This is a genomic window from Paenibacillus sp. FSL H7-0350 (assembly GCF_038593195.1).
Lineage (GTDB): Bacteria > Bacillota > Bacilli > Paenibacillales > Paenibacillaceae > Paenibacillus_AQ.
Window position 1 is genome coordinate 2,024,871 of the sequence record NZ_CP151972.1, and the last position, 13,948, is coordinate 2,038,818.

16 protein-coding genes are annotated in these 13,948 nt (G+C 52.3%); 6 read left to right on the forward strand and 10 right to left on the reverse strand.

Annotated elements, in window-relative coordinates; translation table 11 throughout:
- The first annotated feature begins 63 nt into the window (after positions 1–63).
- Positions 64–336, forward strand: coding sequence for a PQ-loop domain-containing transporter (locus NYE24_RS09535; RefSeq protein ID WP_036698505.1), 273 nt, complete (start codon positions 64–66; stop codon positions 334–336).
- 78 nt (positions 337–414) lie between these two features.
- Positions 415–1,152 carry a class I SAM-dependent methyltransferase gene (locus tag NYE24_RS09540; protein ID WP_036698506.1) on the forward strand — a complete coding sequence of 246 codons (738 nt, stop codon included), beginning with the start codon at positions 415–417 and terminating at the stop codon, positions 1,150–1,152.
- Between the two features lie 188 nt (positions 1,153–1,340).
- Here the strand turns inward: NYE24_RS09540 and NYE24_RS09545 are convergent, their stop codons facing one another.
- From NYE24_RS09545 to NYE24_RS09565, 5 genes are all read right to left on the reverse strand, one after another.
- The gene (locus tag NYE24_RS09545; RefSeq protein ID WP_036698508.1) at positions 1,341–2,027 is read right to left on the reverse strand and encodes a YitT family protein; all 687 of its coding nucleotides are present in this window, start codon (positions 2,025–2,027) and stop codon (positions 1,341–1,343) included.
- Positions 2,028–2,348: 321 nt separating this feature from the next.
- A complete protein-coding gene (locus NYE24_RS09550; protein WP_036698511.1) occupies positions 2,349–2,849 on the reverse strand; it encodes a Crp/Fnr family transcriptional regulator in 501 nt (166 codons plus the stop codon).
- A gap of 176 nt (positions 2,850–3,025) precedes the next feature.
- Positions 3,026–4,975 (reverse strand): fructose-specific PTS transporter subunit EIIC, encoded by a 1,950-nt coding sequence (locus NYE24_RS09555; protein ID WP_342478532.1) that lies wholly within the window; start codon positions 4,973–4,975, stop codon positions 3,026–3,028.
- A gap of 46 nt (positions 4,976–5,021) precedes the next feature.
- Complete coding sequence (gene pfkB, locus NYE24_RS09560; protein ID WP_036698514.1) at positions 5,022–5,933, reverse strand: 1-phosphofructokinase; 912 nt, start codon at positions 5,931–5,933, stop codon at positions 5,022–5,024.
- A 39-nt stretch (positions 5,934–5,972) separates the two neighbouring features.
- On the reverse strand, positions 5,973–6,734 hold the full coding sequence (locus tag NYE24_RS09565; RefSeq protein WP_036698516.1) for a DeoR/GlpR family DNA-binding transcription regulator: 762 nt from the start codon (positions 6,732–6,734) through the stop codon (positions 5,973–5,975).
- 388 nt (positions 6,735–7,122) lie between these two features.
- Here NYE24_RS09565 and NYE24_RS09570 point away from each other — a divergent pair, with 388 nt between their 5' ends.
- On the forward strand, positions 7,123–7,440 hold the full coding sequence (locus NYE24_RS09570) for a hypothetical protein (RefSeq protein WP_076154456.1): 318 nt from the start codon (positions 7,123–7,125) through the stop codon (positions 7,438–7,440).
- 26 nt (positions 7,441–7,466) lie between these two features.
- On the opposite strand, the gene NYE24_RS09575 is transcribed toward NYE24_RS09570, so the two are convergent.
- Positions 7,467–7,934, reverse strand: coding sequence for a general stress protein (locus tag NYE24_RS09575; RefSeq protein ID WP_342478533.1), 468 nt, complete (start codon positions 7,932–7,934; stop codon positions 7,467–7,469).
- A gap of 173 nt (positions 7,935–8,107) precedes the next feature.
- Between NYE24_RS09575 and NYE24_RS09580 the strand changes: the two genes are divergently transcribed.
- Both NYE24_RS09580 and NYE24_RS09585 read left to right on the forward strand, forming a co-directional pair.
- On the forward strand, positions 8,108–9,244 hold the full coding sequence (locus NYE24_RS09580; protein ID WP_051493876.1) for an AI-2E family transporter: 1,137 nt from the start codon (positions 8,108–8,110) through the stop codon (positions 9,242–9,244).
- A 124-nt stretch (positions 9,245–9,368) separates the two neighbouring features.
- Positions 9,369–10,510, forward strand: a protein-coding gene (locus tag NYE24_RS09585) for an IS3 family transposase (RefSeq protein ID WP_342476556.1) whose coding sequence is annotated in 2 segments (ribosomal slippage) — positions 9,369–9,642 and positions 9,642–10,510 — 1,143 coding nt in all. Because the reading frame shifts where the segments join, the coding sequence is not laid out codon by codon here.
- Between the two features lie 102 nt (positions 10,511–10,612).
- Here the strand turns inward: NYE24_RS09585 and NYE24_RS09590 are convergent.
- From NYE24_RS09590 to NYE24_RS09605, 4 genes are all read right to left on the reverse strand, one after another.
- A complete protein-coding gene (locus NYE24_RS09590) occupies positions 10,613–11,017 on the reverse strand; it encodes a hypothetical protein (RefSeq protein ID WP_036731789.1) in 405 nt (134 codons plus the stop codon).
- Positions 11,018–11,048: 31 nt separating this feature from the next.
- Positions 11,049–11,717, reverse strand: coding sequence for a uracil-DNA glycosylase (gene ung, locus NYE24_RS09595; protein ID WP_342478534.1), 669 nt, complete (start codon positions 11,715–11,717; stop codon positions 11,049–11,051).
- Between the two features lie 70 nt (positions 11,718–11,787).
- Positions 11,788–12,450: a ribonuclease H family protein gene (locus tag NYE24_RS09600; RefSeq protein ID WP_036698524.1), complete on the reverse strand. Its 663-nt coding sequence runs from the start codon at positions 12,448–12,450 to the stop codon at positions 11,788–11,790.
- A 155-nt stretch (positions 12,451–12,605) separates the two neighbouring features.
- Positions 12,606–13,181 carry a TetR/AcrR family transcriptional regulator gene (locus NYE24_RS09605; protein ID WP_036698526.1) on the reverse strand — a complete coding sequence of 192 codons (576 nt, stop codon included), beginning with the start codon at positions 13,179–13,181 and terminating at the stop codon, positions 12,606–12,608.
- 158 nt (positions 13,182–13,339) lie between these two features.
- Between NYE24_RS09605 and NYE24_RS09610 the strand changes: the two genes are divergently transcribed.
- Positions 13,340–13,894, forward strand: coding sequence for a hypothetical protein (locus NYE24_RS09610; protein WP_342478535.1), 555 nt, complete (start codon positions 13,340–13,342; stop codon positions 13,892–13,894).
- The last annotated feature ends 54 nt before the right edge of the window (positions 13,895–13,948 follow it).

Consider the following 13,948-nt stretch of genomic DNA (forward strand, 5'->3'; position numbering starts at 1 on the left):
CCTCCCTCTCCCCCTGAGCATACACCATACTATTAAGAATATAAGAATAGCGGGGTGCAACGTATGTTATTCACAGCTATGCAGCTGGTTGGCGGTCTCATTCTCGCGGTAGGCTGGATTCCGCAGATTGTGCAGATCTTCAGGACCCGTTCGGTTGCAGATCTCAGTCTGAAAGCTTATCTGCTGATGCTGCTGGGCATCCTTCTAATGGAGGCTTATGCGGTTAACCTGGCCGCGCAGGGGGTCGGACTTGCTTTTCTGATCACCAATACCTTGTCACTGGCCGTTGTAACAACGGTTGTCCTGCTGATTATCCGCTACCGTCCAGAAGGGTAACAAAGTACTCTTAAGGCTGCACCTCTGTCCAATCTGCGTTATACTTTCTGTAACAAATGGATGTAGGAGGTTCAGTGAATGAAGCAAAATAAGTATGACGACGCGGGTTTTTTTGCGAATTACAGCCAGATGCCCCGCTCTACGGGCGGACTGGAGGCTGCCGGAGAATGGGAGGTCTTCCGTACCCTGCTGCCTGATCTGGCGGGCCAGCGGGTGCTTGATCTGGGCTGCGGGTTCGGCTGGCATTGCCGGTATGCCCGGGAGCAAGGGGCGGCTTCCGTCGTAGGCATAGATCTCTCCGCCAATATGCTGGAACGTGCCCGTGCGATGACGGACGACCCGAAGATTGAGTATCTCCAGCTCGCGATTGAGGATGCCGCATTCGGGGCAGAACAATTTGATACCGTAATCAGCTCGCTGGCGATCCACTATATTGAAGATTTCGGCAGCCTCTGCCGCCAGGTCCGGCATTGCCTGAAGCCCGGGGGAGCCTTCGTCTTCTCTGTAGAGCATCCGATCTTCACCGCGCTCGCCGCGCAGGATTGGCATTACAGTCCGGACGGGGAGAAGCAGCATTGGCCCGTAGACAACTATCATCTGGAAGGGCTAAGGTTGGCTGATTTTCTCGAATACAAGGTTGCAAAATACCACCGGACCACCGCCACCTATCTGGGTACACTGCTCGAATCAGGCTTCGGCTTGAAGCAGCTATCTGAGCTGCAGCCGACCCCTGAGATGCTGGAGAAGAATCCGGCCTGGCAGGAGGAGACACGGCGTCCGATGTTCCTGTTGCTGTCAGCGGTGAAGCAGGAATAGCCGGACCTTATTTCACAAGTAGAAACGGCTTTGCCGTCCTTTTAAAAGACGGTACCGTTTCAGCGAGAAATAGAAGGCTAAATTATCGTGTGAAACATATATATTCTTATATTTTAAAAAAATCACAAAAAAAAGACCAGCCGGACGGTAGTCCGCTGACCTTTTATCATCCCCGTGGTTCACGGAGTTCACATTGCATTATTCACATTCACTGTGCCTTCCTGAGTCTTGGCAAGTGCAGACGGAATCTTAGGTGCCTGAACCAGCTTCCGTCTGCCCAGAGAGGTTGTAAAAGTGATTACATAACCGGCTACAACTACAGCCATCACCGTATACAGCGTTTCTCTTAACGGCATATAGAAGAGGGAAAAAGCCAGAACGATTACATCCATCAGGATAAATACGGTTCCTACCTTAATACCTTTCCATTCACTGATCAGCACGGACAAAATATCGTCCCCGCCGCTCGCCCCGCCGCCCAGCAGGACCATTCCTGCGCCCAGACCTGTCAATACCCCGGACAACAATGCCGCAACGGGCAAGTTATCCTGCAGGTCAATAACCCAGCCGGAATAGCGTTCCATCAGCCCGTAGAATACCGTGAAAGCCACTACGGATATGAAGGTGTTCACTACGAATGATTTTCCTTTGAAAATGATTGCGATGATGAGTACCGGAATGTCCAAAATCAGGATGCTTAGTGATGGTGAAATCCCCAGTACATACTTGCCGAGCAGCGACAATCCTACGAATCCGCCTTCGGTCAAGTGGTTCTGATAATTAATGTGATAATACGTAAATGCAAGCAATAGTGTTCCGGTCAAAATAATGGCTAACCGGAGCGGCAAACTCATGCCACTGTCTTGTTTCCTCATTACTCGGTCTCCCCTTATCGTATATGGCGGCTAGACGTTCGTGCCAGCCTCTACGATGGGTTATACCTGAGGAGATGTTGCTCCTTCGCATACAATACTCCCTTCCCTTCGCAGAAGCGGCTTCGTCAATGAACAACGGTTCGCGCACATTCTACAGGGAAGCTAAGTATAAGACAGATCATAACGTTTCCAAATCGTCCTTTGGGGAATCGTCCTTCGGGGACACATGGTATCCTGATCCTTTCTTTAGTTTGATATGTTCTGAATAGATTATACCACGCGGAAGGGCCACTCTAAACAGTTTCCATCAAAAATAAGCAATCAGCCCTGATTTCTCAGCAGACGGTTGACGGTCTCGCGGCGGACGCCGATCAATTGTCCGATCTCTTCCTGTGTCAGCAGATCTGTGAGCTGTGCGCCATGAGAATATTCGGTCAGCCAGCGGGTCAGCAGAGCCATCCGCTCCCCCGGCGTCCCAACAGTGAGATGATCAAGCCTCGTCTGCATGAACCGCACCTTCTCCTGAAGCAAAAGGGCGATCTCCATCACCTTCTCAGGCTTCTCCTTCAGCTCCCGGTACCATTCTGCAGCCGGGATCAGCTCTACCTCACTTTTCATCATCGCCACTGCGGTTCCATGCGCCTCCTTCGGCGAAATGAGGGAATGATGCGGAACAGTCTCTCCCGGATATAACAGGTTGAATAGTACCATGTTCCCGTTCTCATGCAGTCTCGTGACCTTGAAGAGTCCGCTCTTCACCTTGAACAGGTTCTGGCCGCCGTCTCCCTGGCGGAATAAGACCTCACCTCTGTGCAAAATCATTTCGCATTCTCCTTTGCCTTCTCTGTATATCTATTGTTAATTATACCGAAATAAGACACCAAAATGGAGGGGCAAGCGTAAAACAGCCATTATTCACGAGTTCAATGGTAAAGAAACCGTCCGGGGGCAGAGAATGGTCTCTGCTCCCAGGCGGTTTCAGGGAAAGGTAAAATAGGTTATTTCGCTTCAATCGGCTTCTTCCAGAGCCCAAGGATCAGCCCGGAAATCACGGAGCCGATCAGCACAGATAACAGGAACAGCGCGGCATTGCTGGACAGGAAGGCTACGAACACACCGCCATGCGGTGCGGGAACGTTGAGGTTCCACAGCTGGGTAAGTCCGCCGGCTACGGCAGAGCCCAGGATACAGGAGGTAAGCACCCGCAGCGGATCAGCCGCAGCGAATGGAATGGCTCCTTCGGTGATGAAGGATAAGCCCAGCACATAGTTGGTTACACCGGATTTACGTTCGGTCTCCGTGAATTTATTCTTGAAGAATGAGGTGGCCAGGGCAATCGCCAGCGGAGGTACCATCCCTCCAGCCATGACTGCGGCCATCATCATTCCATTCGTATTGCCGCTGGACGTAAACACGCCGATGGCAAAGGTATAAGCTGCTTTGTTGAACGGGCCGCCCATATCAATGGCCATCATTCCGCCAAGCACCAAGCCCAGCAGAATCTTGTTGCCTGTGCCCAGATTATTAAGCACATCGGTCAGTCCCCCATTGATCCAGCTGAATAACGGATCGAACAGGAAGAACATAATCGCGCCGGTAATCAGCAGACTGAATACGGGATAGAGCAGAATCGGCTTCAGTCCGTCCAGTGTGCGCGGCAGGCCCGAGAAGGCTCTGCGGAGCATAACCACAACGTAACCGGCCAGGAACCCTGCCGCCAGACCGCCGAGGAAGCCTGAATTGGAGTTGAGTGCCATTAGACCGCCGACCATACCTGGCATAAGCGCAGGCCGGTCGCCGATGCTCATCGCGATAAATCCGGCCAGGATCGGAATCAGGAAGTGGAAGGCTCCGTCACCGCCGCCAATGCTCTGCAGCAGCTTAACCAGCGGATTGTCGGGACTGGCCACCTGTTCAATCAGGAAGGAGATCGCCAGCAGAATACCTCCACCGACTACGAACGGCAGCATATGCGAGATGCCGTTCATCAGGTCTTTGTAAATTTTGCTTCCAATAGAACCGGACTTTACAGGCGCTGCCCCTTCGTCATTGCGTTCAGAGCCGCGGTAGATAGGCGCATCTCCTGCAACTGCGATCCGGATCAGTTCCTCTGACTTGCGGATACCGTCGCTAACCGGACGCTGAAGCACTGGTTTGCCGCTGAAGCGCTCCATCTCTACATTTTTATCAGCGGCAATAATGACCCCGCTGGCCCGGGCGATTTCGTCTGCAGTCAGCACATTCTGCGCACCCTCCGAGCCGTTGGTTTCAACGCGGATATTAATGCCCATCTCCTTGGCCTTTTTCTTGAGGGCATCCTCGGCCATGTAAGTATGGGCGATTCCAGTGGGACAGGCTGTTACAGCAACTACGAAGCTCTGTGAATCCGGGTTCCCGGTAATGATCCGTGCCGGTTCAGCTTGCGGTGCGGCTGCCTTCGGAGCAGCCTTCACTTCCGCTGCCTTGGCTTCCGCTTCTGCCTGGGCCTCAGCCTCCGCTTGCTTGGCATCGAATAAGGCGGACACCTCGGCAGGTGTCTTGGCACCCATGAGCTGTTCGATGAATTCGCTTTCAATGAGCAACCTGGACAGTGCAGCGAGTGTTCGCAGGTGCATATTTCCAGCTCCGTCCGGCGCGGCAATCATGAAGAATATATGGGCCGGGGCTTCATCCAAGGAGGCAAAATCAATTCCGGCGCTGCTCTTCGCAAATACCACCGTGGCTTCCTTAACGGCCTTGGTCTTGGCATGCGGCATGGCAATGCCTCCGCCGATGCCTGTGCTGGACTGGGCTTCACGCTCCAGAATCTTCTCTTTGAACAGCTTCGCATCCGTGATGCGTCCGCTGGCCGCGAGACTGGCAATCAGCTCGTCAATGGCCCCTTCCTTCGTGGTAGCCTGCAGCTCCATAATCATCGTTTCCTGTATCATTAAATCTGTAATTTTCATCTAATCTCAACTCCCCGAATGTACTTGAACCTCTTACCTCTGTTATTCATAGCTGAGATATGGCAATAAGCGGACGAAGCTCTTCAATCAATGCCCGGTCTGCCAGATCATCGGAGAATGCTGTGGCACTTCCTGATGCCACACCGGCACGGAAGGCTTCCAGCACATTCCCTGTCAGCGACAAGGTGCCCACGAATCCGGCAATCATCGAATCTCCCGCACCTACTGAATTCCTCACCTGGCCCTTAGGAGCGCTGGCATGGTAGACCTCTTGCCCTGTAATGAACAATGCGCCCTTTCCAGCCATGGAGACCAGCACATGCTTGGCGCCGCCCGTAAGCAACTTGCGTCCGTAAGTGATAATCTCCTCCCGGGTACTGATCTGAACACCGAACAGCTCTGCCAGCTCATGGTGATTCGGCTTGACCAGCAGCGGTCCCTGGGATAATGCGTCCTGCAAGGCCTGCCCGGTCGTATCAATAACAAACTCCGCGCCCTTCTGCTTGCATACTGCAATCAGCCTGCTGTAGAAATCTCCGCCCAGCGAAGGTGGCGTGCTGCCTGACAGAATCACAATGTCACCCGGCTTCAGGGCTTCCAGCTTGTGCAGCAGCGAAGCCGTCTCGGTCTCCGTAATGACAGGACCAGCACCGTTAATCTCCGTCTCCTGGCCTGCCTTAAGCTTGATATTGATCCGGGTATCGTCCGCAATAGGAACGAAGTCGCGGGATATCCCTTCCTGGCCCAGCCAGGTGTCAATGTAGCCTCCGGTGAAACCGCCAAGAAATCCCGTGGCCGTATTCTCAACGCCCAGCTGCTTCAGTACACGGGATACGTTAATGCCCTTGCCGCCAGGCAGCTTCATATCCCGCTTCATCCGGTTGAGTCCGCCTAATGTTAACTCTTCTACCTCCACGATATAATCGACGGAAGGATTGAGTGTCACCGTATAGATCATCATTCATCCCTCATTTATAATGTTTGTCTTCCCATCCCATCACACCAGTGTATAATCCACATCCAGCTTCTCAAGCTGTCTCCGGAAGCTATCCGGTATCCCCGTATCCAGAATGCAGTGGTCCATCTCCTGCAGATCTGCGACCTTACAGAAGGATATCTGCCCGATTTTGCTGTGGTCGGCCAGCAGGATCGTCTGCTTCGCTACTGCGATCATTTTGCGCTTCGTGGCCGCTTCCAGCATATTCGGCGTCGTAATCCCTTCGCGGATATCCAGCCCGTTGGTGCCAAGGAAAGCCTTATCCACCCGTACCATGTCCAGCGAACGTTCAGTCATCGGCCCGACAAAAGCCATAGTGTCCGGCCTTAGCATCCCGCCTGTAATAGACACCTCAATATGACGGCAGTCCTTCAGCTCGTTCAGCGCCATGATCGAGTTGGTAATGACCTTGAGATTACGGAACGATTTCAGCGCCCGGGCAATCTGCAGGGTGGTGGTACCGCCGTCAAGGAGAATGGCATCGCCATCCTCAATCATCTCCACAGCCTTCCCGGCAATCCGCAGCTTCTCCTCCAGAAACCGGTCTTCCTTGTCTGAAACCGCCGCTTCAAAATTCACACTCTGCAGGGACACTGCCCCGCCATGCGTACGCTTCAGCAGCCGCGCTTCCTCCAGCTCTTTGAGGTCCCGGCGGATGGTCGATTCCGAGACGGACAGCTCCTGGCCCAGCTCTTGAACCGAGGCTCTTGTATGCTTCTCGACAAACAGCAGAATCATCCGTTTGCGTTCTTCTTCAAACATGCAGCTCACTCCTTTAGGATGTGCAGCTACCCGCTGCCGGATTCCTATATATACAGTAACTACTGAATTGAAAGAAAAGATGACTGGACCTAAATCATTTGTGATCGATGTTGATCATTTGTGCTCATTTATGATTGTAACAGCGTTTTCATGAACTGTAAAGAGGCTTTCTCTGCTTATTTTTCGCCATAAAATCATGAGTTTAACCCAGTTATTCCAACCGAATTCACCGCTGCTTTAAGAATCGGATCATTCCCTGCTCATTTCTGCTCATTTCAGCCTGTCACTATATCATCTGTTTCGGCAAATTACCTCCCGATTGCCCATTTCACAATGGCAGCGAGCAACATATTTATATTACATATGGGGAAAAGCGGGTGAACAGGAGATGGCCTATTACAATAACAACGGATATGGCAGCGCGGGCGGGAACGGCGGGAACGGCAGTAGCAGCGGCATTAACGGCCACGGAGCGGGAGGCAGTAACGGCCCTGTTGAAACAGAGGAGCTTAGTGCAGAGGATTATGCGATTATTGCTGCCGGCTTCGGCGTTCTCGGGGAACTGTTCACTTTTTTCTCTCTGGTAAAAGCCAAGCAGGTAACCCAGGAAACAGGCGGAAAGGTAGGTCCGGTTATCGACCCGGTGCTGTTCGTACAGAACCGCAAAAAAAAAGCAGCCAGACGAAAGTCCCGCCGGCTGCGTTGAACGTTTATTTTGTCCAAACCCGTCATTTACTTCAAAGATATGACCTCATGCTTCGCAAATATGGCCTGCACCTTCTCCTGCAGCTCCTCTTCGGGCAGAAGGACAATGACAATAATATGCTCCAGATCGGCATGCTTCGCATACGCCTGCGCATCTTCTTGCGGAATTCCCATCCCGATCAGGCTGACCTCAAGCCCGTCTGTCTCCAGATCCGCTCCTGCCAGCTTGCGGGCTGCCGGACCTGCTGCGACCGCTGAATCGGACACCATATCCAGACCTACCCCCAGTCCGCGGGCTGTGCCGAACAAGCCTTTATTCCCCTGCCCTGTCTCCACATCCCCGATTCCGGCATCCTGGCTGATCATCTCCAGCGTGTTCTTCTGCTTTGTGAAAGCTGAGATATGCTTCGCCTTGATCCCGTTCTCCTTCAATTCTTCGATCGCCAGCACCGCATCACTCCGGTGTCCAAAAATCCCCAATACCAATGTTGGCATGCGGCATCCCTCCTGTTACTGCGATATTACCACCCTGCCTGGGGGTTGAACCTGCCTTGAACTCCGCTAACAGCAACGGCTACTGCCGGCCGTGAATCAATCTCTTCTAATTCGGTTATAAAGATACGTATACATAAATATAAACATAACTTAAGAGATTAGGGGGACTGCCTATGCTTCAAAGCAAGTATTTCCGGACCTGCCTGGCCATTATCGCCTTTTTGACGATCCTGTACCTGGGCTCTAAGGTCATTTTTCTGTTCACACCGCTGGTATCTATTATTCAACTATTACTCGTACCGATGATGCTGTCGGGCTTCATGTATTATCTGCTGCGGCCGATCGTCAACTATCTGGGTACCAAAAATGTAAACCGCGGGCTGTCCGTGCTGCTGATCTATCTTGTGTTCGCCGGACTGTTCGTCCTATTCTGGGTACTGGTCTGGCCTACACTGCGTGAGCAGATCCAGAACTTCATCGACAATACGCCATATCTGGTCGAGGGTATACAGAATCAGTTCAACAAGCTCCAGAATGATCCGTCGCTCTCCCGCTTCTTCAAGGGTGATACAGATGTGACCACACGCCTGACGGAGTATCTGAACAATGTCATTACCTGGGTAACGAATTCAATGTCTAATCTGATCGCAGTGATCTCCAGTATTGTCGTGGTAATCGCCACCCTGCCGATCATTCTCTACTATATGCTGAAAGACGGCAACAAGCTGTCTCCGATTCTTCAGGGCCTGATCCCGAGAAAGTACCGCAAGGAAGGCCAGGAGATGTTCAAGGATATCGACTCTGCACTCAGCGGCTTCATCGTTACGCGCGTCCTGCTTAATGTGGTGCTCGGCATCTTGCTGTATATCGGATTTTTGCTGATCGGTCTGCCCTATTCCCTGCTGCTCGCCTTGATCTCCATCCCGCTAAATTTCATTCCTTATGTGGGCTCGCTGCTGGCGGCGGTTCCGGTTATTATCGTGGGGTTCATCGAATCGCCTTCACTGGCGATCTGGTCAGCCGTTGTCATTCTGATCGCGCAGCAGATTCAGGATAACGTGCTGTCTCCGGTCATCTACGGCAAGTCGCTGGACGTGCATCCGCTGACCACGGTGCTGCTTGTACTTGTGGGGGGCGACTTCTACGGCCTGATCGGCGTCCTCATTGCGCTTCCGGTCTATATGATTATCAAAATCATCTTCCTGCGCATTTACGAGATCATTGTCGCCGAACGGGTGGATCAACCCGTCCCTGAGTCCGGTGCTCCGCCAGGGATTGAGATCGAGATTGTCAAGGACGATCAGCTATAGTTGGACAAAAAGCCCTCCGGCGCAGATGGGGACTGACCCCCTAATGTGAGACAAATCAAAACACCTTCAAGAGAATGAAACTCTGTCGTAAGATAGGGAGATATCCTTGGAGGTGTTTTTTGCGTTGGCAACCAGAGTGAGTTACCCCGTAGAAATAAAGATGAAAGCTATAGAAATGAGATTGGCAGGAGTACCCGTGAGCGATGTTATGAGACAGTTGGGCATACGAAATAGGACACAACTAAAAGTCTGGATGAAATGGTATCGCGAAGGCGAAATTCATCGCATGGAGCAACCTGTAGGTAAGCAATACAGCCTTGGAAAAGGTCCGGAAGCCACTACGGAGCTGGAGAGACTAAAGGCAGAGAATCGATTCCTGAAGCAACAATTGGACCTGCTAAAAAAGTACAAGGAACTGGAAAGGGGGTGGAACCAGAAGTTGTCGTTGCCTGGATCGAATCCATTCGGGCAGAAGTGAAGGTGTCGGAGGCTTGTGCGTGGCTTGGGGTCGCGAGAGCTACCTACTACCGCTGGAAGGCTGCCAGGACTCAACGTACAGATCGGATGGTGGAAAAGATAAGGCAGCTTTGCACTCTGCACAAATTCCGGTACGGTTACCGTAAAATCACGGCACTCCTTCGGGCAGAAGAGCCTATAAACCATAAACGGGTCCAGCGTATCATGCAGCGTGAGGGATTACAGTGCCGTGTGAGGATGAAGAAACGAAAGACTACGGGGCAACCGGCACAACCTGCAGAACATCTGTTAAAGCGGCAATTTCATGCAGCAGCTCCCTTGCAAAAACTGGTCACAGATATTACGTATTTGCCGTTTGGCGGCAAGATGTTGTACCTTTCAAGTATTTTGGATCTGTACAACGGAGAAATTGTCGCTTACAGTATAGCGGACAAGCAGGACACGTCCTTTGTATTGGATACGCTGGGCCAACTTCCAGAGCGGGCCAACATGCTGCTCCACAGCGATCAGGGCAGTGTGTATACGTCTCAGGCGTACCAGGCGGCAGTCAAAGAAAAAGGCATTACCATGAGCATGTCCCGTAAAGGAACGCCCGCGGATAATGCCCCCATCGAATCGTTTCATTCCACCCTAAAGTCTGAAACGTTCTACCTCGAAGATCTCATGTGTACAACGACAGCAATCGTTGAACGGACCGTTCGAGACTACATCACCTACTATAACTCAATTCGGATTCAGGCGAAACTAAATAACCAGTCGCCGGTGGATTTTCGGCGACTGGCTGCTTAAACTTGCAAGGTGTTTTGACCCCTGTCTCACAAACAGGGTGCAGTCCCGATGATCTCCGCGCCGGAGGGCTTTTCAATGTACACGCCTGGATGTATTCAGACTTCAGCCCCGCAGCGAGCGGACCACAAAAGTATGGTTGCCCTTAGGCAGGTTCTGCCCGCCATGCAGCGTCACGGAGCCTTTGGTATGTGCGATGATCGTCGCATTGAACGCCACCAGCTGGTCCCCTTTCCAGACGGTAACCGCTGATTTGAAATAGACGGCATTATCAAACTGCAGACGTTCTCTCATGATATAGCCGACCGAATGGAGAACCGGGGGCAAAGCCCTCTCTTTGGGAGCCAGGGCTTTGATGTACACAATATCGCGGAAAGGGACAGCAATCTCCTGATGCCCGATGACGGCTACCGAAGCTGCAAGATCCCATCTGCGCAGAACGCCTTTCATGATCGTATATGGCTGCTCACCGCAGTACATAATGACCGGTCTGCCAACCCAATGCTTCATGGCTCCACGCCCTTCCCTGTGCCTGAACTACTTATACCTCCGGTATGGACCAGTCAATGCCCTTAAGCCCATGCTGCTCCAGATACTGGTTGGCCTGAGAGAAGGGGCGGCTGCCGAGAAATCCGCGGTGTGCAGAGAACGGGCTCGGGTGCGGAGACTGGATCACCTTATGTCTGCTGCGGTCCACGACCGCGCCCTTGAGCTGGGCATGACTGCCCCACAGGATGAATACCATCGGTTCAGTCCGTTCGTTCAGCTTCGCCATAATGGCATCCGTGAAGGTCTCCCAGCCCAGCCCCTTATGCGAATTCGGCTGGCCCTCACGTACTGTCAGTACGGCATTGAGCATCAGCACGCCCTCTTCCGCCCAGTGCAGCAGCGATCCGTGACCCGGCACCTCTAGACCGAGATCACTATGCAGCTCAGCGTAGATGTTCCGCAAAGACGGCGGAATCCTTACACCCGGCTCGACCGAGAAGCTAAGGCCATGGGCCTGTCCTGCGCCGTGATACGGGTCCTGTCCAAGAATGACTACCCGGGTCTTACTGTAAGGCGTCAGCTTCAGCGCCGAGAACAGCTTGTCCTTCGGGGGATAGACTGTATACTGCTTGTACTCGCGTGCCAGGGCATAGCGCAATTCCTCAAAGTAAGGCTTCTGCGTCTCTTCCTGCAGCACTTCATCCCAATCGTTGCCAAACATCCTGTTCTCCTCCCAATTCCCTGCTATTAGTATTGTTTCATTACCTGTTATTAACCAGAATAACAGGAACTTATTTGCGGCCATAGTCCGCTTTGATTTCGCCCCATGACTTCGTCTGCCATTTCAGCACCTTGTTATCATAGGTATGGTTCCGCAGCCAGCTCTCCGCCCGGTCAATCAGTTGCCAGATCTCCTCCGTGGAGGCATCGCGGGGCAAGGTCGTGGCTACCTTTTTCTGCTTGACCCATTTCATTGCATTGACAGAATCACTATAGACTGTCTTGCTGCTGCCCTCCTGCTTAAGATGAGCCAGCGCATGCACAATCGCCAGGAACTCTCCGAGGTTATTAGTCCCTTTACGGATCGGACCGCAGGAGAAAATCACATCCCCGGTCTGGGTATCCACGCCTTTGTATTCGACCGGTCCGGGATTGCCCCGGGTGCCTACATCCACGGAGATGCTATCATAATCGATCTCCTCAGACGTCTCCACGCTGGCACTGCGGCTCCAAGTCTTGCCTGACTTGCTTTTGCCGGATGCTCCTGATGCCGCACCTGTTCCCCAGTTGCCCTTCCAGCCTGCCTTGAAGGCTGTGTCAGCCGCCGCCTTGCTCTCATAGGACTTATATTTCGCTCCAGTATAATGATCCGTCTGCGCTTGGCATTCCGCCCATGTATTGTAGACTCCAGGCTTCTTACCTTCCCATACTACGTAGTATTTCTGTTTCGCCATTCCTATTGCTCCCTCCTGCCGGTGTAACCTTATCCAGATTCATATTGTAATGCATACCGCGTTCATATTGAAGCCTGATTACACTCGTACACCTGCTACCGGCCGAATATATGTTGGATAATTACCGGCAGGCGCGTTCATACTAATACGGCAGCTTAGTCCAGCACAGCAAGCGTAGTATCAGCAATGGTCTGGAGCTTGCTTGTATCCTGTGTTGCCTTGACCATAACCCGCAGACCTACCAGGGCATTATGCAGATAAGCAGCAAGCGCCGGGGCCGCATGCCGGGAGGATAGCTCTCCGGTCTCCTGACCATGCAGGATCAGCCGCTCAATTAATCTCTCTGTATTCAGAAAAGCCTCATTCGCCCGGCCAGCAGCTTCCGGATCATGACCCGACAGCTCCACTGCCGTATTCACCAGCATGCAGCCCTTCGGCTCCTCTTCACTTCTGTGAATTATGGCTTCGAATAATAGACGGATGGCTGCCTTGGCGGAGGTGATACCCTCGATCCGGCTCTCCATCCGGGAGCTTTGAAGGGATGCAAAGCGCTCCAGCGCTTTTATATATAAGGTATGCTTGTCTCCAAAGGTGTCATACATGCTCCGCTTATGAATTCCCATACCGGTTACAAGATCCTGCATGGAGGTCTTCTCATAGCCCTGCTGCCAGAAAATCGTCATTGCCTTGAGCAATACATCATCAATGTCAAACTCTTTGCTACGCGCCATGATCATGCTCCTTTCGCGGTCTATTTTACCATTTATAGAACGATCGGTAAATATTATTGTAGCCCTGTTAACTAGATCACATCAATTCCGTACCAATCATTCTATATTAATTTTAAGGAAAATACCATCAGCATTTCACACCCCAAGGAGGTTATCACATGAGAAAGTTCGCAGTAATACTTGCGGCATTCACCCTGACCCTGCTCATTGGCTGCGGCAACGCAAACAAAAATGCAGGGAACACCAGCACAGCAGAGAACGCGGGCAATACGGCGGCTACCGCTGCACCGGATGCGGTCACTTCGGCTTCGGTAGTCGATAACGGAGAAGCCTTCAAGAAGGCGATCAGCAAAGACGGCACCTGGATTGCAGCTACACTGAAGGACCTGAGCTTCTCCGAGGAGCTTGTGATGGGCGGACAGTTCATCCATAAGGAAGAGCCTGCCCGCAAAATCGCGCTCTATACCCAGGATGCTGATCACAACATCACGAACTCCTTCAAGCTCACCGCTCCGAAATTGACGATCCGCAGTGAGAATGCCCGGATTCAGGGAGGGACGTTTGTGGGTGATGTCTATGTGGAGGCTGACGGCTTCGCTGTCGTGAATGCCACCATTGAAGGCAATGTCTATTTCTCCGATGACAAATACCAGGCTACCTATTCCGCAGCAGATCAAGGGAAGGTAACCGGCGTCACTGAAGTGAAAAAATAATGCGGCAGGGTGCGGGGTGTTTCTCTTCGGGCAATCAGCCGGGGAGAACACCCT

Bases quoted from the DNA above. Each gene is read 5' to 3' on its own strand.
- NYE24_RS09535 (WP_036698505.1), top strand. From the start codon at position 64: ATGTTATTCACAGCTATGCAGCTGGTTGGCGGTCTCATTCTCGCGGTA.
- NYE24_RS09540 (WP_036698506.1), top strand. From the start codon at position 415: ATGAAGCAAAATAAGTATGACGACGCGGGTTTTTTTGCGAATTACAGC.
- NYE24_RS09545 (WP_036698508.1), bottom strand. From the start codon at position 2,027: ATGAGGAAACAAGACAGTGGCATGAGTTTGCCGCTCCGGTTAGCCATT.
- NYE24_RS09550 (WP_036698511.1), bottom strand. From the start codon at position 2,849: ATGATTTTGCACAGAGGTGAGGTCTTATTCCGCCAGGGAGACGGCGGC.
- NYE24_RS09555 (WP_342478532.1), bottom strand. From the start codon at position 4,975: ATGAAAATTACAGATTTAATGATACAGGAAACGATGATTATGGAGCTG.
- pfkB (WP_036698514.1), bottom strand. From the start codon at position 5,933: ATGATCTATACGGTGACACTCAATCCTTCCGTCGATTATATCGTGGAG.
- NYE24_RS09565 (WP_036698516.1), bottom strand. From the start codon at position 6,734: ATGTTTGAAGAAGAACGCAAACGGATGATTCTGCTGTTTGTCGAGAAG.
- NYE24_RS09570 (WP_076154456.1), top strand. From the start codon at position 7,123: ATGGCCTATTACAATAACAACGGATATGGCAGCGCGGGCGGGAACGGC.
- NYE24_RS09575 (WP_342478533.1), bottom strand. From the start codon at position 7,934: ATGCCAACATTGGTATTGGGGATTTTTGGACACCGGAGTGATGCGGTG.
- NYE24_RS09580 (WP_051493876.1), top strand. From the start codon at position 8,108: ATGCTTCAAAGCAAGTATTTCCGGACCTGCCTGGCCATTATCGCCTTT.
- NYE24_RS09590 (WP_036731789.1), bottom strand. From the start codon at position 11,017: ATGAAGCATTGGGTTGGCAGACCGGTCATTATGTACTGCGGTGAGCAG.
- ung (WP_342478534.1), bottom strand. From the start codon at position 11,717: ATGTTTGGCAACGATTGGGATGAAGTGCTGCAGGAAGAGACGCAGAAG.
- NYE24_RS09600 (WP_036698524.1), bottom strand. From the start codon at position 12,450: ATGGCGAAACAGAAATACTACGTAGTATGGGAAGGTAAGAAGCCTGGA.
- NYE24_RS09605 (WP_036698526.1), bottom strand. From the start codon at position 13,181: ATGGCGCGTAGCAAAGAGTTTGACATTGATGATGTATTGCTCAAGGCA.
- NYE24_RS09610 (WP_342478535.1), top strand. From the start codon at position 13,340: ATGAGAAAGTTCGCAGTAATACTTGCGGCATTCACCCTGACCCTGCTC.